Source organism: Actinomycetota bacterium (genome assembly GCA_030019255.1).
Lineage (GTDB): Bacteria > Actinomycetota > Geothermincolia > Geothermincolales > RBG-13-55-18 > Solincola_A.
Genome location: JASEFK010000008.1, coordinates 108572 through 133997, shown reverse-complemented (window position 1 = coordinate 133997; position 25426 = coordinate 108572). Strand labels below are relative to the sequence as shown.

Here is a 25426-nt window from a genome sequence, read left to right as displayed (position 1 = left end):
TATCCAGCCATCCGATAGGATGGAAGGACACCTCGGCTACTCTTGTTGAACTTCTCGCTGCGGCGGGCCATGTCCGGAATCCGAGCTTCCCTAGGAAAACTCGGAAAAACGGTTAGGATATGCCACATGCCGGCAGCATGCGGCGGAGCCGTACAGACGAGGGAAAGGGGATCGTCACTCGTATATATGGTTGGGCACAACGGATCCTTGGGAACGGTGGTTAGGAAAATTGAACAGCATACGGGCGACGCGGATTTTAATCCGCGGGTTGTGTGTCTTCCGAAAAATCCTGTTGCTCGGGGTGGCGGGCCTTCTTGTCGTTACGCTTACCCATTATTTCGCGCAAGACAGGGAAGCGAGGGGATTCGTCGAGGAACTGACTTCAAGGTGGGAAGAGCAAGGTCCGGCATCAGGTCCGGCATCGCCGGGGGATGTTGTGGGCTGGATCGAGATACCACGTATCGGGCTCTCGGCTCCCGTCGTGGAGATGGCCAACGTGGATGACCGGGAAAACCTCAACAAGGGTCCGGCCCACCTGGCGGGGACCGCCTACCCGGGAGAGGAGGGGAACTGCGTGATCGCCGGGCACCGTACCACCCATTCGCGACCCTTCTTCCGCCTTGACGAGCTCTCGGAAGGTGATCGCGTGATTCTTTCCGGGAGGGACGGTTCGATACATACCTACCTGATCAAGCGTAAACTGGTCGTAAACCCGGATGAGGTGTGGGTGATGGAGAAAGTCGACGGCAGGGCCCTTACCCTGATAGCCTGCCACCCGCTCTTTTCCGCCCGGAAAAGGCTGGTGGTACGGGCCGAATCCGGGGAGGCCACGGAGATAGTTGAATAGATTGCCTTTCTTTGTCTATTTATTTATAATTAATTTGAACGCCGAGCAGGTGACATAAAAGTGATGCAAGGGAGGGAATTGCCATGGGGGGTGTAAAGACACTCGGCGTTCAGCGTATCGAGGGCCTCTATCGCAGTTATCACCACCAGCTTCTCAGCTTCTTCGTGAGAAAAGGGCTCGACGAAGGAACCGCGGAGGACCTGTCCCAGGAAGTGTTTCTGCGGCTGCTGCGCAGCGGCAAGGAAATCGACGGGGACGGCTATGCCCGCAACCTCGTCTACCGCGTGGCCCAGAACCTCCTCATCGACCACTTCCGTAAGAACAACGGAACGGTGAAGGTGAGGTTGTGGCCGGACGAGGAGAACCCAAACGCATTCGATGGTGACCATGTGTGCCATGGGTATAGGGTCCTTGACCCGGAAGAGTGTTGCCTTTCCAACGAGGTGTCTCAAGAGGTGAGGACGGCGGTGTCGAAGCTTCCACGACATTATGCTCGTGCGCTCATCATGCGTGAATACCAGGGTATGTCCTACCGGGAGATAGCTTCCGACCTCGGTCTTACCGAGAAGGCCGTGGAGAGCCTCCTCCACCGCGCCAAGTCTCAGTTGAAGAAGGAGCTTGTCGGAGCCCGGGAAGGTGGCTGGTGGGCCGCGTTGGTCGTATATCTGGCGAAGTTGAAGAGAAAGCTTCTCTCCGTGGGAGAGTCGGTTTCTCGTTGCTTCCGCTGGGGCAGTGTAACCCACGTTACCGGGGTCGCAGGAGCGGGAAACGCGATCTGGAATATCATGGCAATTTGTCTTCTGGTATGCGCCGTCGTGGGTTCGGGCTTCTTGTTGGTGGTGGGGGGTGAAGGGTACCGCGTGGGAGAAGCACGTGAAAACCTGCCCGCCAGAGTGCTGAACCGTGAGAGCGAACTCACGGCGGAGCAAGGCAGGTACGGGGAAGGGAGTTATGACACCCGGAAAAGGGTGGAGACCGACGACCGGTTGGTGGCGTTGCCGTCTCCGCCGCTTGAGGATGTACAGTTCCCCTGGCGGGATGTGGTGACGGGTGGGGGAGAGGTATTGCGGGCGATCGTGCGAGGTGGCGGGAATCTACTAGGGACGTTGCTGGGAACGGCGGAAACTCTATGGGCATACCTCTTGGGAATTACGGCGAAAACGGTCGCCGCTCTGGGGCTGCCGGAGGAAATGCTGCTTTGTTACTTGCTTCCCGCCGATACACCTTGGGCGGAACTAAAGGGCCTGACGAGCGATGCCGTGGGGACGGCAATGGACGTTACCTGTGCCGCTGAAGGGACGGTGCTGGAAATAGGCTCCAGAACGGAGGCATCGCTTGAGGCATTGTCCACGGACGTTAAAGCGGAGAGCCTGGAACCTCGATCGGAAACGTCTGCGGAAGCCGCATTGGTAAATACACTTGACGTGCTGTCCGGGACCCTGGTTGGCGTGGAGGAGACGGGCGCCTGCGCTCTCGGTGCTTCTTTCCAACAACTGAACGACATCATCGGCCTGTTGCCCGGCGCCACGGAGACTGTGCTCTCCGGCCTGCTTCCCGTAGGAATCCAGGGCAACCCGGCCCCCTGAATATGGATATGAAAACGGCCCCCGTCCTTTAGAACGCCGAGCTTGGACGGAGACCGTTTGGATTTTTTTAAACGACCCGGGAAAAGCCGTTAGAATCCACCCGCTTTGTTCTTGAATTTCCTCTCCAGGCGGCCGAGGAGGGAGCCGGCGGCGGAAAGGGCCATGATGATGCCCAGGAGAAGAGTGAGTTCGGCCCCGGTGAAGGGAAGGTGATCGCCCAGCTCTCCCGTCCCCTGTGGGTTGGCCAGCTCTCCCGTCCCCTGTGGGTTGGTGACTACTTCGCCGCCGACCTCTACTGGAGGGACCTCCTTTTCCTCCTCCGGCACAGGCGGTTCGACGGAGGGCGGTTCCTCCGGTTGGTATATGGGAAGCAGGGGGAGCAAAGGCTTGAGGACAAACTCGTAGAGTTTATCGAGAAGGTCCTGCACTCCCTCCGGCAGCATTCCCGCCCCGGGGAAGCTGATCTCCAGGGGCAGCAGCAGGTTGAAGATCTCCTGCCATCCCTGATCGCCCGCCCAGTACTTCAGGTAGAACTCGAGGGGCACCAGAAAGGCGTCGTCGTTCACCTTCTTCAGGCCCAGGCTGCCTTCCGCGGCCAGGGCCTTGAAGAAGGCGATGTGTATTCCCAGGAGGGGGGCTGTCTCCAGGTTCTTGCCCAGTGCCAGCCTGGCTTCGAGGAGATCGTCAAGGGAGACAAGGACCAGGATACGGTCGCTTTTGTCCACCATCTTGAGAAGGTCCTCCGGGTTAAATTCGGGGGAGGACGGGAGGGAGGGGATTTCCTGCCCGGCGGGTGGGGCGGGTAGGTTGGAAACAATATCGTCCACCCCGGGTAGATCCTTCATCCCCGGGAAAGCACTTGGGTCCAGCAAGCCAGGGAGAGTCCCCGGAGAGGGCATACTTCCCGCATCTGGAAGCAGGGCAGAAAGGTTGGAGGGGTCCAGCAACCCGGCCAGCGAATCCGGGTTCAGAAGACCCGCCAGGTCCGGTGCATTACCCGGAACCTCAGGCACGGGAAGGGAGGGCGGCTGAGGGGTGTTACCGGGGACTGGTATGGGAAGCTGCGGGACTCCGCTCGAAGAGATGCCCGGGGAAGATGCCGAGGCCTCGCCCGAGCCTTCCCACGAGACCGAACCTCCCGCCGATGAACCATCAGCGGAAAGGGTGCCTTCCGCTGAGCCGCTTCCACTCCAGGAGGTCCCTCCCGTAAAACGGTCGTCCAGCTTAGGTAGGGATTGACCCACCGGCGTGTCCGTGGTTACATCGCCCCCGAGGCATGTTCCGGTAACGGTCATGAGAAATACGGCGGAAAGGATAAAACACGAGATAAATGCAAGGATCTTTTTACCGGCCATCCTCTTTCACCTCCAGACTCTAAACTCTACGGAAAACCCGTAACAAGCGGGCACCTGCTCGCCTTCCCGATAGTAGATACGATCCTGGTCCGCGAATCCCCCATGCTTCGGGCGATGACCATTAACTGGCGTAAAGAAAGCAGAATTTTATCCATGCTTCGAATCACGAGGATCGGGAGAATCGGGGGCTGGTGGAGTCTGCGGGTTTTAGAATAAATGACGATCTTGCCCGGGGAAGGACGGCACGAGGTCCGGACAACCGTGGGGTTGCAGACTACATGGTCCGAAATTTTTTGAGCAATCCTTGACGCAATCGGACGAAACCATGCGGTTTAAGATGTCAATTGTTTCCGGCGTCGGGAATGCGTACGGGACCAAAGTTTCCGGATGAGGGAAAAGGGCTGCTCGCCCGTATTTATTTTCAGAGCCGGAAAGGGGGAAAGATGGTCGTTGCCGATAAATGCCGGAAGGATAAGGTCCACAGGTTTCTCGTTTTACGAGGTGTGCCTGCTACCATTTTACTGGTCGGTCTAGCACTGGTGGCACTCTCGGGCAGTGGCTGCTCGGCGAAGGACGAGCTTGAGAAATATAACCTTACCGGGCAGTTGAAAAAGATCAACCGGGAAGTGGAGAGCCTGAACCGGGATACCGGCGAACTGGTGGAAACCCTTGCCGTCATGGACGTTAAGGAGGGAGGACTGGAGGAATCCAAGGCGCTGCTTAACCTCCTGGAGGGGAAGACGCAGGACCAGGTAAGGACATCCCAGGAGCTGGCAGATATAGTCGGACGCCAGAGAGAACAGGTGGCCACCATCCTGTCCATAGCCCGCGAGGTCCTGAAGGTGGAATCAGGCCTCAAGGAGGGAACGGAGAGACAGATGGGGATCGCCGGAAGGACTCTGGACCTCGTGCGTTTACTCTACGGTAACCTCATGGCTTTCGAGGGTATAAACCGGGATATAAACGGGAAGATGGACCGTGCCCTGGAGATCATGCGCAACATGTGAGGTAAGGGCGGTGAAGGCGAAGCTGATCAAGGCGGCAAAGCTGGTGGGAGTGGTTTCCCTGGTGGGTTTCATGCTCAACACCCTGCTCATGCTGGCCGAGCTCAAGGGCCTGGATAGCCGCCTCTCGGAGAACGAGAGGCTGCTTTCCCGGGCGGTTGAGCTGGAGGAATCCATGGGGGAAAAAGGGGGCAACCTCGCCGAGATGTCGGAGATATTCGATGGGCTGATGGCCGGCATCCAGGAGGCCAATGAGGTGGCACGAACCATCGTTTCCGATGCCGAGGAGATACGGGCCATGAACGATACTATGCTGGCGGTCAACCGTGAAATAGACGGTATCATTCTGGCCAATATCGCCATGGTGGAACAGATCTCCCTTTACATGGCCCAGGTGGTGGCGGTCATGGGCGATGTAGGGAACCTGCTTTCCGGGATCATGCAGGCGGCCTCCGGGCAGCTCCAGAAGGTGGAGGAGATGTACCGGTTGGCCCAGGAGAATAACCAGTCCACACCCGCATTGCCTTGAGGGGGGACAGGGAGATGAAAGAAATGCTCGTGAAACTGTTCAGCCTGGGGGTGTGGGCCCTGTGCGCCACGGTTTCCGTGGTTATCGCCGGAGGTACGGTGGCCACCCTGGGGGTAGCCCGCAACGTGGACTCCAAGGTGGAGAGGGTGCGCGAACTGGTGGTCCGCTCCAACCAGTTGAACGATGGGATGCGGGAGTCCCTCCAACCCACCGTGGAGCTCAACGAGAAGGCCGGTATGGTGGGGAGCTATATAACGGATACCCTTCAGGCCATGATGGAAATGAAACAAGGCCTGGAGGCCATGGTGGAGACCATCGAGGCCAACAACAGCGTTCTGTCCCTGGTCCGGGAGCACACAGACCGTCTTTCGGCCGCGCTGGAGGAGCTGGATCCCTATCTGCGCCAACTCTCCTCGGCGGTTGACGAGGGGAATTACGCCTCCGCCTCCTCCCTGGACATCCTGGAGAGGATAAACCAGGCCAACCAGGCCATCGCTGGGGAGATGGCCGCCCTGAGGGACAAGCTGGCCAACTCGGTCTCTTACCGCCTCTTTTTCACCTATGCCCTGCCCAACCTGCCCTGATGAGAGGAGAGGATGAGCATGTTCAGGAAAACGGCAATAACCGGTGCGTTGGGCTTGATCCTCGCGGGACTGGCCATCATATCTTATACCCTGGCTTCCAGTGGAGCACTGGAGAGTTTCAACTGTAATTACAACATCTTCAACATGGTGGACGAGAGCCTGCGCGGGATGCAGGAGATGGGCGGGATCATGGGAGAGGTCAAGGAAAACGTCAGTACCCTAAATGAAAGGCTGGAGCTGGTGGGAAAGACCAACCGGCTTCTTCACCAGCAGCTGGCCGTGGTCGAGGAGCTCAACGGTGCCATGTCTGGGCAGAAGCCGCTTCTCGAGGAGACCAACGAATCCCTGGGCGTGTTGGAGGGTAAGCTCCGCATGACGCTCAGCCTGGCCTGGGGGCTGAAACCGATCTCATCCTCGCTTCTTGTCGCCATGCAGGATTCCGTATCCCTTACCCAGGGAGTGGCGGATGGTTCATCCGGGATGGTGGGCCTGGCCTCCACCATCTCCATGCTTTTCGACGAGACCCTTGGGTACTTGGCCAGGATACAACCCAAGAGCGCCAAGGCACGGGCCTATATGCGGGGGGATATCATGTCCCGCCTTTCGGAATTCGTTCCCCGCAGGGAAGCCACTGCGAGCGCCTCGCCGGAGGCGCCCGCACAAGTTCTGCTGCCCGCCGGTTCCCCGGGCAACGCGTTGTTGAATCCTGAGGTATTGAGGGTGATCGAGCAGGTATCGGGAAATCCGCTTTCGGGACTCCTGGAGGGAATAGGAAAGCTGTTGGGTGGCCGGTAGGGGGAAAGAGATGTTGAAGGCGATTAGATTTTTACTTGGCCTGGTAACCGTGGTCAGCTTAATAATAACCGGCGGAACGCTGCTCAAGGTCATCGGCGTGCAAAAGGGGATGGGCGAAAAGCAGGCGGGATTGCTGGAGGAGGTGCGGGCGCAGGAACGAGGGGTGCGGGACATCATCCCCGCCTTCAAACCCACCGAGGAAATGGTGGAAAAGACGGAGGCCATGCTCGCCGATCTCCAGGCCCTGGTGGAAGTGGTGTCGGGGATGAACGACCTGGTCCGGACGGCGAACGAGCTTCAGGGAACCACGGCGGATCTCCTGGACCGGAATAACCTGGGCGTGGGATCCCTCGGTTTCCGCATCGCCGCCTCCAAGTCCCCCTTGGCGGAAGTGGGCGGCAAGACCGCCCTGACCCTTCAATACATCAACCGCACCCTGGCGGCCTTGGAGGAAATGGTCGACGGTCTGCGGGCATCCAACGCCTGTGCCTCGGACATCGCCGACATGATGGAGGGTAAATACAAGTGAGGTAATGGACATGACGACGGCGAGATTTCTCATCGTATTTTCGGCGTCGATTACTCTGGTGCTTGGGATGTGGCTGGTTGTCGGGATTATCCGTGAGCGTCCTTACGTTAAACGGCTCCTCTTGGCATTGGTGGGATTTTACGGCCTGGTCTGCTTGTTTTCGCTGCTGTTTTCCCTGGCCGGGATATAAAGACATCCCCCAGTCGGCGGAGCGCTCCGCCACCTCCAAAGAGACCGCCTTTCGCCCGGGGCGGTCTCTTCTTTCGCCGTTCCCGTCGTGGGTTATTGTTTTCCCTGCGTCCCGTCCGGTGGTCATCCGAGGCGGTGACATTGTTGCGTGAACCATCGCGGACCTGGTTTCTTCTCCGGCTTTTGTTGTGGAGCGAGATTGCGGGGGTGATGAAGGAAAGCGGTAATAGGTAACCTGAAATGCGACAATCTAAAGCTGGAGCGCGACGCAGACGAATTTATATGTACCATTTGGATAATTTTTATTTGATGAGAAAGACGCAACCATGCGCAGGCTGTTTGCAGGGCTCCGGTTTCGAATCCTGCTGGTCGTCGCTGTGGCCTTTCTCCCCGCTTTCGTGCTTCTGTTTCTGCACTCTATAGAGCGGAGGAGGGATGTCGTCGATACCGCCCGTCTGGAGGCTTTCCGCCTGACGGAAAACGTGGCCGCCGAATATGTGCAGCGGGTGGACGACATTCGAAGGCTGCTGTCGCTTTTGTCCTACGTTCCCGAGGTAAGAGGAAGGAATTGGAAAGAATCTTCTGCACTCTTCGGGGAGCTTCTTGCCCGCTCTCCCGAGCTGGTCAACGTCATCGCCGTTGATGCCGATGGAAACGTGGTGGCCAGCGCCGTTCCCTACCAAGGCCCGCTGAACCTGTCCGACCGGTCCTTCTTCCAGCGGGCGGTGCAGACCAAGGAATTTTCCATCGGGGATTATGTCGTGGGGCGCATCACCGGCAAACCCTTGTTGCCCTTCGCCTTGCCGGTCCTGAACGAAAAGGAAGAGGTCGTTTTTCTCCTGGTAGCTGCCTGGGATCTCAGCTGGCTTGAAAAAATGGCGGATTCCTTTTTTCTCCCCGAAGGCTCGGTCCTCACGGTGGTGGATGGAATGGGTACCGTGCTGGCCCGTTACCCGGAGGGGGAGGGCTACGTGGGGACCACGGTTCCGGAAGCACCGGTGGTGAAAGCGATGCTCGAGGAGGCGGGCGGCGGCTCCATGAATGAAGTAGGGCTGGATGGGGTACGCCGGTTGTACGTGCACCGGCCTATTATGCCGGAAGTGGAGACGGGAAGGGTTTACGTCTGCCTGGGGTTTCCGGAGGAAGAAATATACGGTCCGGCCAACCGGACCCTTGCCTGGGAGCTCGCCATCCTGGCGGTTTTCGCGGCCTTGGTTATCCTTCTCGCCTATGCGCTGAGCGGGGTTTTCATCATCAGGCCTATAAGTAATCTGCAGAAGGCCGTGCAGGAACTGGAAAGGGGGAACCTAAGGGCCAGGAGCGGGCTGTCCGGCGCCTTGGGAGAGATGGGGCACCTGGCGAAGTCCTTCGATCGCATGGCCGAGTCCTTGCAGGCGCGGGTGGAGGAACGCGATCGCGCCGAGGCTAGATTGCGGGAGAACGAGAAACGCCTGTCCGATATCGTCACCACTGTTCCTGTGGGCATTATCACAACCGACTCCCGGGGGGAGGTCGGCTTCGTCAATCGAGCAGCCCTTAGCATCTTGGGGTCGGAGGAGGAAGCGATAATCGGGCGGAGCTATGAAGATCTCTTCGCGAAGGTGACCACCCTCGATGGGCATCCCCTTCCTGCGGAAGAGCACCCCTTCCGGCGCATCCTGGATGCGGGGATGGAGTTTCGCGACGTGGAGTACCTGGTGGAGTTGGAAAACGGAACGACCAGGGCGCTTTCCTTCAGCGGACTCCCTCTCCGTGACGAGGAGGAAAACGTAATGGGGGTGCTGGCCGCCGTGGAGGACGTCACGGAGCGCCACCGGTCACGGGAAAGGGCCAGGAGGCTGGGGCTTTTATATGCCGTCCTCTCGGAGGTCAACCGGGCCATCGTTCACCTCAAGGAAAAGCAACTCCTGCTCCAGGAGATATGTCGCATTTTGGTGGAGAGGGGGCTTTTCCGGATGGCCTGGGTAGGCTGGCTCGATCCTTCCAGCCTTGTCGTGGAGCCCGTGGCCGTGGCGGGAGACCGGACCGGTTATGCGCGGGAGATATCCGTTCGTGCCGATGATTCCCCCCTGGGTCTCGGTCCCACGGGAAGGGCAGTGGTGGAGGGGCATCCGGTGATTTGCGACGACGTGGAGAACGACCCCCGGATGGAACCGTGGCGGGACAAGCTCCTTCGGGCCGGCTTCCGTTCCTCGGGGGCTTTCCCGCTGCGCCGCGAAGGGAAAGTGGTGGGGGTGATCAACGTCTATGCCCATCTCCCGGGTTATTTCGGTCCCGAGGAAAGGGAGATCATGGAGCGCCTCGCCGCCGACGTCTCCTTCGCCCTGGAGGCCATGGTGCAGGAGGGGAGGCGCCGGGCGGCGGAGGAGCGGATAAGACAGATCAACTACTGCCTGCTGAACCTGGGGTCCAACCCGTTGCATAACATGGAGAGGATATCCGCCTTGAGCCGGGAGGTGCTCGGCTGCGCGCTGGCGCAGTACTGGCGGCGCAGCGGCGACGTTTATCGGCTCGCCTTCCACGAGAGCGTGGTCGAGGGATATATCCCCACGATTGAGACATTGAGCCGGGAGGACCTCGAGGAGGTGGTCCTGTGGTGGAGAGGGCCGCTCGCAGGTGAGGGAGCAAGGCTATCCCGCCTGCTGGGGATCCTACCCGAGGTAGCGGAATATGGATGGAGGTCCATGCTCTGCCACCCGGTGCTTCTGGGCGCGGAGTTCGTGGGATGCCTGTGTCTTTTCGACCGGGAGGAAAGGGAGTTCCGGGATGAGGAGGTGGATTACGCCGGCATGCTGGCCCGAGCCCTTGCCGTCGAGGAGGAGAGGTGGCGGAGGGAGGAAAGCCTGCGCGACCTGATGGACATTACCTCCCACGAGTTGCGCCATCCCATAATCATCATGAAGGGGTATTCCATTACCCTTTTGCAATTTTCCGACCGCTTGAGCGAAGAAGAGAAGAGAGAAATGTTTCGGCGTATAGATCGGGCGGCGGACCGTCTTACTCTCATACTCGCGGAGTTGATAGACCTTGTCCGCGTCGAGCGGGGCACTCTCGGCATTTCCCCCAGGAAGGTCCCGGTACATTCCCTCGTGCAGGCGGCGGTGGAGGAAGCCCGGGAGAAGCACGAGGATAGGAAGTTCCGCATCCTCCTGAAGGAGGAAACGGAGAAGGCTTTCGCAGATCCCGAGAAACTGACCTTTGCCCTGTCGGCTTTACTTGACAACGCAGCCAAATTTTCGCCGCCCGGGGAGGAAGTGATCCTGGAGGCCGGGAGGGTGGGGGATGAGATTGTCTTTTCGGTGCTGGACCGTGGCCCGGGAATCCCTTCCGGGGATGAAGCCAGGATATTCGAGCGTTTCTACCACGTGGGTGAGGTAAGATATCATTCCATCCCCGGCATGGGCTTGGGCCTGTATATAGCCCGGGCGATCGTCAACGCCCATGATGGAAGGATATGGTACAAGCCGCGTGAAGGGGGAGGCTCCATCTTCTCCATCGCCGTGCCCGCCGGATGAAAGACATCGGGGCAAAAAACGCGTACATGACCATTCTATGACAGCAAGACCGAGGGGTCAGCTCCCGTACCCGGACATATCCGGGGTCAGTACCTGTTTATGTCCGGTACCTTCTTCTCCTCGATTTACCACCTGTCCTCGCATCCATCCCCGCATATCCCCCGGGGGTACCGAAATTCAAGCTCTGGCCCCGTGGATTTCGCCCCTCTCGTACTTTTCGTGCACCAATTTTCTTATCTCCCGGTAGTGGACCTTGCCGGTGATCAGGCGGGGTAGCTCCTCTACGAAGAGCACGTACTTGGGGGCCTTGTAGTCGGCCAGGTGTTGCTTGCACCACGAGATGATGTCCTGGTCGGTGGCCGTGGCACCCGGCTTCAGCTGGATGACCGCGGTGACCGCCTCTCCCCAGCGGGGGTGGGGCACCGAGGTGACCCCGGAGAGCTCCACCGCCGGGTGGCGGTTGATGACCTCCTCCACCTCCTCGGGGAAGACCTTCTCCCCACCGGTGTTGATGCAACCCGAGCCGCGCCCGATGAGGTGGATACGCCCCTTGTCGTCCACCGTGGCCATGTCGCCGGTGAAGATGTAGGTCTTCCCGCCCACCTGGCGCCAGGTGCGCGCCGTCTTCTCCGCGTCCCGGTAGTAACCGGAGGAGCCCTGATGCTCCCGGGCCACGGCCACCTCGCCGATCTCCCCCGGCCGTGCCTCCCTGCCATCCTCGGTGATCACCTTGACCATGTCCGTCACCCGGAAGACGGTCTTCTCCAGCTCGCAGTCGGCGGCGGTGTAAGGGGTGACGGAGATGTAGTGTCCCTCGGTGGAGGCCAGCACGTCCAGGATGATGAGCTGGGGCAGGTGGTCCAGGAGGCGCCGCTTTACGTCCACGGAGAGGGCCATGCCGCTGGAAAGTACTACCAGGAGGGAGCCCAGGTCGTAACGGCGTCCCTCTTCTGCCGCCCGGTCCAGGGCGTCGGCGAAGGGCCGGCACTGGCCGTCGCCCACCGCCACCAGCACGTTGGCCCGGTGTTTCTCGATGGCTTGTATCATCTCCTCCACGTCGAAGTTCTTGGAGGGGAGCATGATGCTGGTGAAACCACCGATCATCCCGATGAGGGCGTGGTTATAGGCCCAGGCGTGCATCATGGGGCTGGCCAGGAGAAGGCGGACCTTACCGCCGGTGAGCCGGGCCGTCAGGCGCAGGAGGGCGCGGATTACCGGGTCGGGCGAGCGGCGGATGAAGGGACCCGCCTTCTTGCCGGCGGCGGTAAGGGCTTTTCGGGTAACCGGGCGGGAGAGGATCCAGGGCAGGGCGCGGGCGGTTCCCGGGATGCGCAGGGTTTTTTCGATTCCCTCGAACACCTGGCGGGGTGCTTTGGCAAGATCTGCCAACCCACCGGCGAAGTTGCGTATCATGGCCTCCAGGGGAGCGCTCAGCGCCTGGTCTTGGGTGTAGATGACTCCTTTCGGGTAACCGGTGGTACCACCTGTGTACATGAGGACTACTATGTCCTGTTCGCGGAACCCCTCCCAGGGAGGGTGAGGCCGGGTGGCCGGCTTGCTTCTTACCAGTTCATGGTAATTGTACATTCCCTCCACGCGCCGCTCCCCGATGATGATGTAGTTCTTCACCCCGGGCAGCTCCGGCCTGAGGTTCACCATGCGGTCGGCGATGTCCTCGTTGAAGACCACCGTGCTCATCCCCGCGTCCTCGATGACGTGCTTCAGCTCCCACTCCTTGAACTTGAAATTGAGGGTCACGGCGCGGGCGGTTATCTTCCAGGCGGCAGCCACCGTCTCCAGGAAGGCGGGGGTGTTGTACTCCGCTATACCCACATTCTCGTCGCGTTTCACCCCCAGGTCCAGTAGGGCGTGGGCCAGCCGGTTGGTGCGCTCGTCCAGCTCCCGGTAGGTGATGACCTCGTTTCCGTAGATGACCGCCGGGTAAGAGGCGAAGGTGGACAGGATGTCGTCGTAAAAACCCTGGAAGTCGGTCATGGCACTCCCTCCCCCAATGGATAAGCCGCGCTCTGACCGGACAGCCTGCGTTGAATATAGCATTACGCCAATTATTATAACGGTTACGGGCCAAGAAGCACTCGTCCGGTGGCCGAAAGGGACTTTGAAGGGAATTTTCAGGTTTGGTTTCAAAAGGCCCGGTTCCGTTGATGATGGCCTTGCCCTCCTCCCGGCCCGGAAATCAGGGCGGTGAGGAAAACAACCCGTGGTTATTCAAAATTCAAGACCTGGCCCCGTTAGTCGCAGGTGGGGCAGCGCCAACCCCGTCGGCGCCTGCCGTAGCCGCTCACCGGCTGGCCGCACCGGCCGCAGCGGTACCTGCCGGCCCCCTCCTGTAGGATGTAGGTTCCTCCCTCGATGCGCAGGGCCTTCCCGGAGTAGATGGCCTCGATGAGCTTGGAGCGGGCCTCGGTCACCATGCGCTGCAGGGTCTGGCGAGAGATGCCCATGGAACGGGCGGCATCCTCCTGGTAGAGTCCTTCCAGGTCCACCAGGCGCAGGGCCTCCAGCTCCTCGATGCGTAAGACGGTTTCTTCCAGTCGGTGGGCAGGAATTCCCCTGGGTTTGTAGAGATCCACCCGCGGGGTTTCTTTTACCAACTTGGGCTTGATCGGTCTTGGCAAATTCTACCTCCTCATAACGCCTCTCACCCGGAAACACCATCCAATTTTATATGCTGAAAATCGAATGAGGCAAGCATCCGGATAAGGCAGCGACGCGACCGTACCGTGGCTCATGGGGGAGGCCACTCGGCGCGTAGCCTCTCCAGGGCGTGAAAGACCACCGGGCAGACCAGGTAATTGGCTCCCAGGTTGTCCAGCTTCTCAGTGCTGTCCACGGCCAGGGAGAAGGGGTATTCGCGGCAGCTGTCCGGGCGCCACTCGTACAGGGTGCAGAGGTTGCGCTTGAGGAAGGGACAGGGGCGTCGGTTGAGGCAGGTGTCCCGATCCTCGTTCCTCCCCACGTAGGACGCCCGGAACTCGGACCTCTTCATGCCCAGGGCCTCGGCCAGGCGGGCGATGTCCGAGGTTTCCAGCACCACGTAGGCCTCCTTGCAGCAGACGGCGCACTTGGTACAGTCGAAACGGGGCATGATCTCCCTGAAAAGTGCCTTCAGGGCGGCGTCCAGGCGGCGCTTGGAGACCCGCTCACCTTTCAGCTTCTCGATGAACTCGTCCACCTCCGCCTCGTGGGCCCTGGCCATCCGGCGTATCTTCCTGAGATCGGTTTCCATTTCCCGTTGCCTTTCTCCGCTTTCGGCGGTCAAGGAAGCGGATCCTTCAGCCTACGTGTCCTTCCGCCCAAAAGGATAATACTCGCCCTCCCCAACGGTCACCTTCCACGGTCCAGCGTTTACCTGGGCGGCGTGCCGAGTGGATAACCGCCGAGGACGTACCGGCCGGGGATCAATCGAGTTGCAGGGGATAGCGCCCGTATTTTTCCGCCGCTTCCACCATCCAGCGCAACCGCTCCACGGAGACCCTGGGGTGGGAATGGTCGGGGGCCAGGATGAATCCCCCTCCGGGCCCCGCTTCCCGGATGGCCGTGCGCACGGCCCCGAAGACCTCCTCCCGGGAGGCGTCCACCAGGATGTGGGTGACGTCCAGGTTGCCCACCAGGCAGACGCGGTCGCCCACCGCGGCCTTGGCCTCGGCGAGGCTCACCCCGGCGGTGGGCTCCAGGGGATGCACGCCGTCGAACCCGCAGTCGGCGATCCAGGGCAGGAGGGATGTGGTGTTCCCGCAGGAATGCATGATCACCTTCATGCCTGCACGGTGCGCGGTCTCTACGATGCGGCGGTAGTGGTCCCCAAAAAGTTCCTCGATCAGGCGGGGGTTGAGCATGGGGCCGGTGCGGTAAGCCAGGTCGTCGGTGTAGATCAGCCCCGGGAGGCCGGCGTCGGCCATGGCCTCCACCATGAGGCAGTAGAGGTCGGCCAGGAAGCCGATCATGCGCCTTAAGAAATCGCGTTCCTTGCGCGCGGCCACCACGAATCGCTCGAAACCCATGGGCTGCCAGGTGTTCTCGAAGAGGCCGTAGGTGCAGAACCCGAAGATGAAGTAGGAGTGGGCGTACCTCTTGGCCACCTTGGAGAAGGCGCGGTTCACCTTCTCCGGGAGGCGCAGCAGGGGCCGCTTGTCCCAGGCTTTCCAGTCTTCCGGACTTTTGATGAGGCCCTCGCGGTACACGGGGTTGGTGAGGTTTCCGCTCTCCTCCACCACCACGTCGCTCAGCCGCCCGAAGAGGTCCACCATGGTCTTCGAGTCGCGGTAGCGGAGGACGGGGAAGTAGGTGAGCCAGGCCGCGTCGTAGCCCATCCTCTCGGCGGCCTCCGCCCCTAGAAAGAGGAAGCGTTCCAGCTCCAAGGCCACCACGGGTCCGGTATTCAGGCGTGAAAACGCCTTGTCCAGGATACCGGAGAGCCGCGGGTCTGCAAGCCACTTTCCCAGGGGGCTGGGTCTTTTTCCCAGGATGGCGTTGCAGGTGGTGTACTCGAGCATGAGGTCCATGACCGGGACGCGGTCTGGCTCCCTCCTCTCCAGGGCGTCCAGGACCCGCTGATGCTTGGAGTTCAAGACGTTACCTCCTTTGCTTGCCTCAGTTTCCGGCCAGGGGTACGGTGAAGAGGAAGGTAGCTCCCTCACCCGGGGAAGATTCCACCCAGATCTTACCACCCCAGGACCGCACCGCCCGCTTGACGGTGGAAAGCCCGATGCCCAGTCCCGGGGTACCGTTCATGGAGAAGTGCTTGAAGGGTTCGAATATCTGCTCCTGCAGGGCAGTGGGAATGCCCACCCCGTTGTCGCTCACCCGGAATACGGCCAGGCCTCCTTCCTCCCGCGCCCCGATCTCCACCTGCGGTTCATCCACCTCTCCCATGTGCTTGAGGGCGTTACCGACCAGGTTGAAGAAGACCTGCCTTAACTTCACCGCTTCCGCCCTGACCACCGGAAGTCGGTCCTGTATCTTCACCGATGCCCCCTTGCGCTGTATCTCCTCCTCCAGGTCCATGAGCACCTCCAGGAGGACCTCCTCGGCGTCGACGGCCAGCTCCTCCAGTTCCGCGTGGCCGGCCTGGGCGTATTGCAGGAGGGAGCTGATGAGCTCGCTCATGCGCCGGGCCCCTCGGGCGATGGCCTCCAGGCACTCCCGCTCCGCGTCCGCGCGTCCCTCGGCGTCGGCCTCCAGGGCCGCCTTGGCATAGCCCTCCACGATGGCCACCGGGGTGAGGAGGTCGTGGGAGATGGTGTGGGCGAAGGCCTCCAGTTCTTCGTTGCGGTTGCGGAGTTCCATTTCCATCTTCTTCCTCTCGCTGATGTCCCGGGTGTAAGCCACCAGGCCCCGCGGCTCTCCCTTTTTATCGCGGATGACGGCCACGCTCAACTCGACCGGGAAGCGCGACCCGTCCTTTTTCAACGCCGTGAGCTCGGCGTTACGTACCATGCCCTCGCTGAGGGCCATGCGGTACACGGCCAGCGCCTTCTCGCGATCCTCGTGGGCGGCGAGGCGGATGGCGTTCATGCCCAGCAGCTCCTCCTCCCGGTCGAAGCCGTGGAGGCGCAGGGTCTGGGGAGAGACATAGGTGATGTTTCCTTCCAGGTCGGAGACGGTCACCGCGTCGGGGGAGGCGCGCACCAGGCTGCGGTGCATCTCCTCGGACTCCCGCAGCTCCTCCTCCATGCGCTTACGGTCGGAGATGTCGTGGGAACTGATGACCATGCCCCGCACGGCGGGGTCGTGCAGGAGGTTCACGGCCACGGATTCGAGGAAACGCCAGCTCCCATCCTTGTGGCGGAACCGGTATTCCACGATCTCCGTCACCCCGGGAGCGCCGAGTCCCTTGCGGAAGGCCTCCAGGACCCGGGGGAGGTCATCCGGGTGCACCAGGTCGAAGGCGCACCGTCCCTCGAGTTCCTCCGGAAGCCATCCCAGATGACGGGTAAGGGAAGGGCTGTTGTAAAGGGCCCGACCTTCGGAGTCCAGGACGGAAATCATGTCCAGGATATGCTCCACCAGGCGGTGGAAGAAAGCCGGGTTGTGCTTGATCTCAATGGTTTCCCGGTCCGTATGGTGGTGTAGCGAACCAAAAGCCGCCCGCTGCCCGCGATTTTGGTCCTCGGTGATCCCGGTTTCCGGGTTCCCGCTCGACTCCTCCCTCAAGCCGCTCCCCCTGTCTTTATCCGCCGGAAGCGCCTCGCCGAACCAGCTCCGCTGCTTAAATTTTACCTTAGCCCGGTGACGAAGTGCAGCCCACGGGGGGAACAGGTATGAGGCCCCGGGTTTCTTCCGGCAAGACGGACATGTTTTTCACTATCGAGCTGTTGGTTACCGGTCGCGGCGGCAAAGCGGGAGTACCAGAGGGCGGCGGAACGGGTTTCCGGAAATAGGAAAGGAATGAAAAAGTGCGCCGCTTTCTTCCAGCCCTCACGAGGAGCCGATAACTCTTAGGCACGTTCAGGAAAAACTTTCCGGAGGGCGATAATATCATTAACCACTATGAAGGCAATAATATAAAAATAGGCCGGTATTTACCGGGATCGCGGTCGAGGTCACATTCGCGGACGCGAGAGGGAGGGCGGGTAGACGCGGATCCTGGACGGCCCCGCAGCGTCGGGCGCTTGAAGCGGTGATTATCGGGGGTTCAAGGGGATGGGTTCCGGGGAGATGGAGGAGGAGCTTGCCGCGCTGCGCAGGAGGCTGGTCGAGCTGGAGGCGGTAGCCTCGCAGGCGAGGCGGGCGGAGGAGGAGGCGCGCCGCGAGCACGAGCAGCTCCTGGCCATCCTCGACAGCATCGGCGAGATAGTCTACGTCTCCGACCCCCGCAGCTACGAGATACTCTACGTCAACCAGGCCCTGAAAAAGCGTTTTGGAAAGGATCCCACGGGAGGGCTGTGTTACCGGGAATTTCAGGGAAAGGACGCCCCCTGCGACTTCTGCACCAACCCCATCCTCCTCGAGGAACCTGAGACCCCTTACTACTGGGAGTACCACAACCCGATCCTGGACCGCGACTTCCTCCTCGTGGATCGCCTCATCCACTGGCCGGACGGAAGGCGGGTGCGCTTCGAGATGGCCCTGGACATCACCGAGCGCAAGCGGGCGGCTGAGTCCCTGCGGGCCCTGGAAAGGGAGATGGCCGGCATCTACCGGGCCGCGCCGGTGGGAATCGGCGTAGTCTCCTATCCCGATAGGATAATCCTCCGCGTGAACCCCAGGCTCTGCGAGATGCTCGGCTACCGGGAGGAGGAGCTGGTGGGAAGGAGTGTCCGGGTGCTCTATCCCGCGGAGGAGGAATACCGGCGCGTGGGGGAGGTGAAATACCGGGAAATCGAGGAAAGGGGCATCGGCTCACTTGAGACCCGCTGGATGCGCAAGGACGGTCGCGTGCTCAACATTCTTTTGAGCTCCACCTTTCTGGATCCCGGAAACCCGTCCGCGGGTACCGTCTTCACCGCCCTGGACCTGACGGAGCACAGGAAAATGCGCGAGTACCAGGAGAGGGCCGACCGCATAATCCTGGGGCTGGGCGCGGAGGCCATGGAGAACATGGTGAGGATCCTCGAGGGGACGCGGGAGATCCTGGCCTGCGACCATGCCGCCTATCACCTCAAGGTGCGGGGCCGGGTGACCGTCCTCTCCACCCTTCCCGGGGAGGAGGGATTTGTCATCCTCCCGGAGGGTGCGGAGGGGGACCTGCTGTGCGCGGTCTTCCTGGAGAAGGAGAGACGTGAGCCGCTGGCCGTGGAGGACCTTTCCCGGGTACGCGGCGGGGAGCGCGACCCCTTCGTCTCCCGCCAAAGCTTTCGTTCCTGCCTCCTCCTGCCCGTTAAAGTCAGGAGAAGGGTGGTGGGCTGCCTGGGAGCCTACCACGGGGAGGCCCGGGGATGGTCACGGGAGGAGGTGGAGGCGGCCGGGACTCTCGCCCGGGCCCTCTCCCTGGAACAGGAGCGGCTGCAGCGCGAGGAGGAACTCAAGGACTTCATCGACGTGGCCTCCCACGAGCTGCGCCATCCGCTGACCATCCTCAAGGGTTATGCCGCCACCCTGCGCGAACGGTGGGAAGAACTGGACCGGGAAAGCCGTTCTCGGCTATTTACGGCCCTGGAGGAGGGGGCGGACCGGTTGGTGCGCGTGGCGAAGATGCTCCTGGACGTCTCGCGCCTGGAGAGAGGGCGGTTCCGCCTTGAGAAGGAGAAGGTGGAACCGGTGTCCCTGGTGAAAGAAGCGGTGGAGGAGATGCGCGGAAGAGGATTCACTCATCGCTTCCGGGTGTCCTCGTCCGCCGGGGAATGGTGGCTTCAGGCGGACAGGGAAAGGATACGCCAACTTCTGTGCATCCTCCTGGAGAACGCCGCGCTCTACTCCCCGCCCGGTTCCGAAGTGGAGGTTGAGTTGTCGGAAAAGGATAACCAGCTGCAGGTCTCCGTGCTGGACCGGGGAGTGGGCATAGGCGAAGAAGACAGGGAGAGGGTCTTCGAGCGTTTCTACCAGGTGGAGGACGCCCTCCATCACTCCCTCCCTGGCATGGGGATGGGGCTGTACATAGCCCGGGAGATAGTGGAAAGACACGGCGGCCGCATATGGAACGAGCCACGGCCCGGCGGAGGGACCGCCTTCCGCTTCACCTTGCCGATATGGGGAGGAAGGGCGAGCGAGGACCGGATTGAGTCGAAAGGACAGTCCGTATTCCGGCTATGAATCGTCCTGTGTAAACGGTGGGAAGGTCAATTGTCCGCGGAAGCCCGATAAGACTCGGGTGGTGGAAGGGAGCCGTGGATCATTCGGCATTGCGTAAGTTGGAGGAGCTGGAGCCGGGCGACCACCTGTGCTGCCTCTACCGCAGCGAGGAGGAGCACCGTGCCCTGCTCGTCCCCTTCCTGCGGCGGGGACTGGAAGGGGGTCAGAAGGTGCTGTACATCGCGGACGCCCATGGCGCTTCCACCATCCTGGCCTACCTGCGCGCGGAGGGGGTGGACACATCCCCTTTCTTGGAGCGAGGGCAGCTCTCCATGCTCACCTCCGAGGAGGCTTACACGCTGGAGGGGTACTTCAACCCCGACCGCATGCTCGAGCTCCTGCGCAGGGAGACGGAACGGGCCCTCGAGGAAGGTTACCCGGCCCTCCGGGTGACGGGGGAGATGAGCTGGGCCCTAAAGGGAGCACCCGGCTCGGAGCGGCTGATAGAATACGAGGCCAAGTTGAACCGTTTCTTCCCGGGCAGCAAGTGCCTGGCCCTCTGCCAGTACGACCGCCGGGTCTTCCCCGCCAGCGTGCTCCTGGAGGTCATCGCCACCCATCCCCTGGTGGTGGTGGGAGACCGCCTCTACGAGAACTTTTATTACATCCCCCCGGAGGAATACCTGGGAGCGGACCTGGAGGAATCCCGACTGGAACACTGGATCAGAAACCTGGCCTCCCACCGCAAGATGCGGGAGGACCTGCTGTGGGAGCGCCGCTTCAGCTCCGAGCTCATCGATTCCCTCCCCGTCTTCTTCGTGGCCATCGATCCCCGCGGGAGGACCGTCAACATGAACGAGATGATGCTCCGGGAACTGGGTTACAGCCGGGAGGAGGTGACGGGCAAGGATTACATGACCACCTTCGTCCCCCCTGAGGACCGGCCGGGGCTGGTCGGAGTCTTCGAGATCCTGGTGAAGTCGGGGAAGCCCACGGTGAACGTCAACCGCGTGAAGGCCCGTGACGGCAGGGAGGTAATCGTCGAGTGGCACGGAAAGCCGGTCTTCCGGGAGGACGGGGAGCTGGATTACTTCTACGGCTTGGGGGTGGACATCACCGAGAAGGTGAGGGCGGAGGAGGTCATGCGCCGGGTCAACCAGGAGCTGGAGGCCTATGCCCATGCCGTCTCCCACGACCTCAGGGGACCGGTGGGGAGGATCCTCTCCGCCGCGCAGACCATAAGGAAAATACTGGAAAAAGAAAGCGGGGACCCCGTGCTGCATGAGCTGGTGGAGATGATCATCTCCTCTTCCCAGCAGGCCGTGGACCTCATAGAGGAGACCCTGAAGGCGGCCCGGGAGCGAGAGTTCTCCCGGAGGGCGGACTTGGTGGACATATCCTCGTTGGTGAGACGCATACTTGAGGAACGCGGCGATATCCTGCGGGAGAAGGGGGTGCGGGCGATGGTGGACGAGGACCTAGGAAGCATGCGCGCCGGCCGCGTCCACCTCTACCAGCTGTTCGCCAACCTCCTGGACAACGCCCTGCGCTTCGCCCCCGAGGGCCGGGGCCTGGTGGAGGTCCGCAAGCTGGGGGAGGAAGCCGGGGTCGTTCGTTACCTGGTGCGGGACAACGGGCCGGGATTCGGGACCGTGGAACCGGAGACCCTCTTCCGTCCCTTCTGGAGGGGTGAGGAGGGCGGGACGGGGGTGGGCCTGGCCACGGTGAAGAGGCTGGTGGAGAAGTACGGAGGGGAGATAAGGGCCTATAACGACGGCGGGGCTTGCTTCGAGTTCACCCTGCGTCCCTACGCGGGTCCCGACGAACCTGAAGCCGTGGACCCGCTCCCGGACGCATGAACCCGGTGCGCGCGAACGATACGGCGGCCGCTTAATGTCCGCGCCGCCTTTACCGATACATGATGGCGAAACGCCGGTTGGCCGGTATTCCGGCGGACGGCAGGCTCGAAAGGCGGAGGCGAGACAAGGTGGCCAAGACCATACTCATAGCTGACGACGCCCTCTTTACGCGCATGATGCTGCGCAACATCCTCACCGAGAACGGGTACACCGCGGTGGTGGAGGCGGAGACGGGGACGGAAGCCATCTGGGCCTACAACCGGTGGAAGCCGGACCTGGTGATCATGGACATCAACATGCCGGAGATGGACGGCATGACCGCGGTGCGCAACATCCTGGCCCTGGACCCCCAGGCGCGCATCATCATCTGCAGCGCCCTGGGGGAGAAACAGCTCATGCTCGAGGCCCTCGAGGCGGGGGTCAAGGACTTCATCACCAAGCCCTTCCAGCCCTCCAAGGTCGTGGAGGTGGTGAAGAGGGTGCTTTCCTGAGCCGCCTTCCTCCTCCGAGGAAAGGAGGGGTTGCGGCGAGTGCCCGAAGATCATAGCCGCCTGATCCGATCACTCCACCGAAGGAACAAGCTCTTCTCAACACTTTCTCCCTGGATGGTCGAAGGTGGAGGGATCGGCGCGGGAGACGAAGTCGGTAATCCTTTTCGTGACGGGTTCCATCAGCGGTTCCAGCCTGACCATCCCCCTCACCAGGGCTTCCACCAGGGGCAGCAGGGCCTTCATGGCCGGGTTGGCCAGCCCGGAGAGCGGTTCCAGGAGGCGGGCGGCGGCGCGGATGATGGGTCCTCCGGCTCGGAGGAGGAAATCAAGCCCCTTCAGCGCGGACTTGAAGAGAAACTGGGCGGCCACGGGTTCCCGCATGCCCGCGCGGTTGGGAGCCGGCTTACCCTCACTGTAATCGTAACGCTCGTGCAGCCAGTTGTAGTAATATCGGAAGAACATCCGGATCCAGGAGGCGGGCAGGGTGGGGTCCTCCTGCAGGGCACGGAGGATCATCTTCACGAGGGGAGTGCTCATGTGGGTGAAGCCCCCCAGTCCCCATCCGTTATGCACGTACCGCTTCAGCTCCTCCAGGTCGTGGTGTTCCTGGGCGAAGCGCAGGTTATAGCGGTTGGTGGCGGTGATGGACCACTGGATGATGGGATGGTCCCTTACGCGCTCCTCGTAGCGGCGCAGGAAGTCCCTGGAAACGTCGCCCGCGCGCAGGGCCTCAATGGCCACGTCGGCGGCGATGTCCGCGGAGAACCAGGCGGCGGGGACCCCGTCGCAGAGCTCCGTGCCCTCCAGCCCGGCGGCGTCCCCTACCAGGATGATCCCGTCGGCCACGCTGGGCATCTCCCGCAGCTTGCGGTCCAGGCCCACGAATATCTCGAATCCCTCCCACATGCGCGCCCTCAGCTCGGCCCGGGGGGCCACCTCCTCCCTCCACCAGGGAAGCTTGGCGGTGATGTTGTCATGGTATTCCTGGAAGAGGCGGCGTAGGTTGGGAACCTCACCTTCATCCAGGCGCAGGCACTGGTCCTGGCAGAAGTGCACGCTCTCCCGGTAGGGCCAGACCATGAGCCCGTTGCCGTGCCCCAGGGGAGGCGCGATGCGCTGCTCGTCCCACCCCCAGCAGAAGCGCAGGGTGTAGCCCATGACGCGGTCCACGTCCTCCTTGTCCATGCGGTAATCGTAAACGTCGGCCAGGGAGATGACCTCAGGCGGGTACTTCTCCCGCACCCCGGCCTTCACCGCCAGGAGCCCCTGGGAGCCCTCGGCGTCGATGACCAGGCGGGCCCTTATCCTCTCTCCGGATTCGGTGACCACCCCCACCACCTTGCCGTCCTCCATGAGGAGGTCCGTCACGGTGGTGGAGGTACGCAGCTCAGCGCCCGCCTCCACCGCCTTCTCCGCCTCCCACTGGCAGAAGGGGCGACAGTAGGCGTTGTACCCGAAGGAGATGACCGGGGAAAGGGGACGGGGGATGCGCAGGGAGTCGTCCACCTCGATGTCCCCGGCGTTGATGTCCTTGATGATGTAGTTGATTATCCCGTCCACCGGTCTCTCGATGGGGGGATTGCCGTCGCGTATGAATGCGGGGCCGAAGAGGAACCCGTAGAAGGGAATGGTCAGTCCGGAGATGACCTTCTCCCCCACCCGGGCCGACCTTTCCAGCATGAGGACCCGCAGCCCGGCCCTGGCGCACTTGTAAGCTGCCACCGGGCCCCCGAACCCGGCCCCCACCACGATGATGTCGTATTCCTCTTCCTCCCCGCCCTCCGCGTCCGCGGGTTCCGGTCCCGGCTCCGGTTCGGGGGCAGGTTCCGCCGCGGCTGGGCCGGTCGCTTCTTCCCGCGTATCCACGGAGGTGAGGGAAGCGGCCTCCAGCTCCGAGGAAAGGGCCTTTTCCTCAGCCATCTTCCTCCTCCCTGAAACTTGAGAACGGCGCCCCTTCGGCGTGAAGAAACCGGGAACCGCGAAGCGAAGTCGCACCAGAGATGTCTATTTCACAGCCCCCTCGGGGCCCCCTAGTTTCCCTCTGCCGACCGATAACATGATAACAAAAAGAAGGAAGAGGCACTGCCCGAACCGCGCCGGCCCGCTGGTAATCACGCTTTTTCCGGATGATTGCGGGAACTCTCCTTATTTTTGAGAGCGGTGAAGTGAATACCGATGGGGTAGAGACCGGTTCGTCTCCTTTTCGCGTACCAGTCCACTTAAGGGTAGGGGGATTTTATCCTTTTTCCTGCCAGGGTGCCTTTTGCTTCGAAATGCGGATCGGGGGAAAGGGGCACGAGAGACTTATTGCGAGCCATCAAGAGGGGTTTTAAGCGGGGTTAGTCCCCGGCGATGGGGTAAAATAAATCACAACTCCAGGTGAGCCTTCGCGGGGAAGGGCGTAAGCGGCTTGCGATCAAGGCGGCAAGGTCCTGGGCGGGAGGGGTGAGGAAGCTGGAGGAGGGCCGGGAGAACCGCTGGTACCGGGGATGGTACTTCTACTTGGGTGCGGGACTGCTTTTCTTTTCCGCCGTGCTCTATTTCCTGCACTACTTGATATTCCGGGACGTGCACCACATCTTCATCTACATGCTGGGGGACTTGGCCTTCATGCCCATCGAGGTCCTCCTGGTGACCATCATCGTGCACCGCCTCCTTGAGGTGCGGGAAAAGCGGAGCCGCATGGAGAAGCTGAACATGGTCATCGGGGCCTTCTTCAGCGAGATGGGCATGCAGCTCCTGGGCTACTTTGCCGAGTTCGACACCCGTTGCCAGGAGATCCGGGAGTGCCTCGCGGCGGATCCGGAGTGGGAGGAGGAGGACTTCCGGCGGGCGGAATCGGCGGTGCTGAAGCACGAATGCGAGATCACCGCGAGGGACGACCTGCTCGACGGGATGCGCCTCTTCCTTCTCTCCCGGCGCGAGTTCCTGCTGACCCTCCTGGAGAACCCCGCCCTCCTGGAGCATGAGACCTTCACCGACCTGCTTTGGTCGGTGTTCCACCTCACCGAGGAGCTCAAGTACCGCGAGATACTCGAGAACCTGCCGGAGATGGATACCGAGCACTTGTGCGCGGACATCGCCCGCGCCTACCGGTTGCTCATCCGGGAGTGGCTGGTCTACCTGGAGCACCTCAAGAAGAACTACCCCTACCTCTACTCCCTGGCCCTGCGCATGAACCCCCTGGGAGAGGAGCCCTCACCGGTCATAAGGTAGGGGGTGTCCCGGCACCGGAGAAGGGGACCTTTAACGCCGAACTCCCGCATCCCGGGCCCTACGCATGAGCCACCCGCGGAAATGTCCTCCCCGTCGCACGATAAAGCCTGGAACCCGACCGGGGACACGGGAGAAAAGATGGCGGCCGGTAGCGCCGTGCGCCTGGAAGCTGGCCCCGCAGCGACGTTGTGCGGCAAGGGTTCCGGGGTCGCCCGGGTTCCTGTCAGTCCCCC

Annotated in this window: 19 protein-coding genes; 12 read left to right on the top strand and 7 right to left on the bottom strand. The window is 61.7% G+C overall.

Annotated elements, in window-relative coordinates:
• Nucleotides 1-436: 436 nt before the first annotated feature.
• A complete protein-coding gene (locus tag QME84_08805) occupies nt 437-847 on the top strand; it encodes a class E sortase (protein MDI6874363.1) in 411 nt (136 codons plus the stop codon).
• Between the two features lie 83 nt (nt 848-930).
• Complete coding sequence (locus tag QME84_08800; protein MDI6874362.1) at nt 931-2433, top strand: RNA polymerase sigma factor; 1503 nt, start codon at nt 931-933, stop codon at nt 2431-2433.
• An 89-nt stretch (nt 2434-2522) separates the two neighbouring features.
• Here the strand turns inward: QME84_08800 and QME84_08795 are convergent, their stop codons facing one another.
• Nucleotides 2523-3161 carry a hypothetical protein gene (locus tag QME84_08795; protein ID MDI6874361.1) on the bottom strand — a complete coding sequence of 213 codons (639 nt, stop codon included), beginning with the start codon at nt 3159-3161 and terminating at the stop codon, nt 2523-2525.
• 1130 nt (nt 3162-4291) lie between these two features.
• Between QME84_08795 and QME84_08790 the strand changes: the two genes are divergently transcribed.
• From QME84_08790 to QME84_08765, 6 genes are all read left to right on the top strand, one after another.
• Nucleotides 4292-4795, top strand: coding sequence for a hypothetical protein (locus QME84_08790; GenBank protein MDI6874360.1), 504 nt, complete (start codon nt 4292-4294; stop codon nt 4793-4795).
• Nucleotides 4796-4805: 10 nt separating this feature from the next.
• Nucleotides 4806-5321 carry a hypothetical protein gene (locus QME84_08785; GenBank protein MDI6874359.1) on the top strand — a complete coding sequence of 172 codons (516 nt, stop codon included), beginning with the start codon at nt 4806-4808 and terminating at the stop codon, nt 5319-5321.
• 23 nt (nt 5322-5344) lie between these two features.
• Nucleotides 5345-5905 (top strand): hypothetical protein, encoded by a 561-nt coding sequence (locus QME84_08780; protein MDI6874358.1) that lies wholly within the window; start codon nt 5345-5347, stop codon nt 5903-5905.
• Between the two features lie 12 nt (nt 5906-5917).
• Nucleotides 5918-6700 (top strand): hypothetical protein, encoded by a 783-nt coding sequence (locus QME84_08775; protein MDI6874357.1) that lies wholly within the window; start codon nt 5918-5920, stop codon nt 6698-6700.
• Nucleotides 6701-6710: 10 nt separating this feature from the next.
• Nucleotides 6711-7229: a hypothetical protein gene (locus tag QME84_08770; protein MDI6874356.1), complete on the top strand. Its 519-nt coding sequence runs from the start codon at nt 6711-6713 to the stop codon at nt 7227-7229.
• A 515-nt stretch (nt 7230-7744) separates the two neighbouring features.
• Nucleotides 7745-10933: a GAF domain-containing protein gene (locus tag QME84_08765; GenBank protein ID MDI6874355.1), complete on the top strand. Its 3189-nt coding sequence runs from the start codon at nt 7745-7747 to the stop codon at nt 10931-10933.
• Nucleotides 10934-11110: 177 nt separating this feature from the next.
• Here the strand turns inward: QME84_08765 and QME84_08760 are convergent, their stop codons facing one another.
• From QME84_08760 to QME84_08740, 5 genes are all read right to left on the bottom strand, one after another.
• Entirely contained in the window at nt 11111-12928 is a 1818-nt protein-coding gene (locus QME84_08760; protein MDI6874354.1) for an AMP-binding protein, read from the bottom strand.
• A gap of 257 nt (nt 12929-13185) precedes the next feature.
• Nucleotides 13186-13572, bottom strand: a complete 387-nt coding sequence (locus QME84_08755; GenBank protein MDI6874353.1) for a DUF134 domain-containing protein — start codon at nt 13570-13572, stop codon at nt 13186-13188.
• A gap of 110 nt (nt 13573-13682) precedes the next feature.
• Complete coding sequence (locus tag QME84_08750; protein MDI6874352.1) at nt 13683-14216, bottom strand: YkgJ family cysteine cluster protein; 534 nt, start codon at nt 14214-14216, stop codon at nt 13683-13685.
• A gap of 139 nt (nt 14217-14355) precedes the next feature.
• The gene (locus QME84_08745; GenBank protein MDI6874351.1) at nt 14356-15525 is read right to left on the bottom strand and encodes a uroporphyrinogen decarboxylase family protein; all 1170 of its coding nucleotides are present in this window, start codon (nt 15523-15525) and stop codon (nt 14356-14358) included.
• Between the two features lie 22 nt (nt 15526-15547).
• The gene (locus QME84_08740; GenBank protein ID MDI6874350.1) at nt 15548-17110 is read right to left on the bottom strand and encodes a PAS domain S-box protein; all 1563 of its coding nucleotides are present in this window, start codon (nt 17108-17110) and stop codon (nt 15548-15550) included.
• Between the two features lie 489 nt (nt 17111-17599).
• On the opposite strand from QME84_08740, the gene QME84_08735 reads away from it, so the two are divergent.
• From QME84_08735 to QME84_08725, 3 genes are all read left to right on the top strand, one after another.
• Complete coding sequence (locus tag QME84_08735; GenBank protein MDI6874349.1) at nt 17600-19648, top strand: ATP-binding protein; 2049 nt, start codon at nt 17600-17602, stop codon at nt 19646-19648.
• A gap of 74 nt (nt 19649-19722) precedes the next feature.
• Nucleotides 19723-21486 carry an MEDS domain-containing protein gene (locus QME84_08730; protein ID MDI6874348.1) on the top strand — a complete coding sequence of 588 codons (1764 nt, stop codon included), beginning with the start codon at nt 19723-19725 and terminating at the stop codon, nt 21484-21486.
• Between the two features lie 128 nt (nt 21487-21614).
• Nucleotides 21615-21977, top strand: coding sequence for a response regulator (locus QME84_08725; protein ID MDI6874347.1), 363 nt, complete (start codon nt 21615-21617; stop codon nt 21975-21977).
• Between the two features lie 96 nt (nt 21978-22073).
• Here QME84_08725 and QME84_08720 read toward each other — a convergent pair whose 3' ends face one another.
• Nucleotides 22074-23897: an NAD(P)/FAD-dependent oxidoreductase gene (locus QME84_08720; protein ID MDI6874346.1), complete on the bottom strand. Its 1824-nt coding sequence runs from the start codon at nt 23895-23897 to the stop codon at nt 22074-22076.
• Between the two features lie 525 nt (nt 23898-24422).
• On the opposite strand from QME84_08720, the gene QME84_08715 reads away from it, so the two are divergent.
• Nucleotides 24423-25193 carry a hypothetical protein gene (locus tag QME84_08715; protein MDI6874345.1) on the top strand — a complete coding sequence of 257 codons (771 nt, stop codon included), beginning with the start codon at nt 24423-24425 and terminating at the stop codon, nt 25191-25193.
• Nucleotides 25194-25426 lie beyond the last annotated feature (233 nt).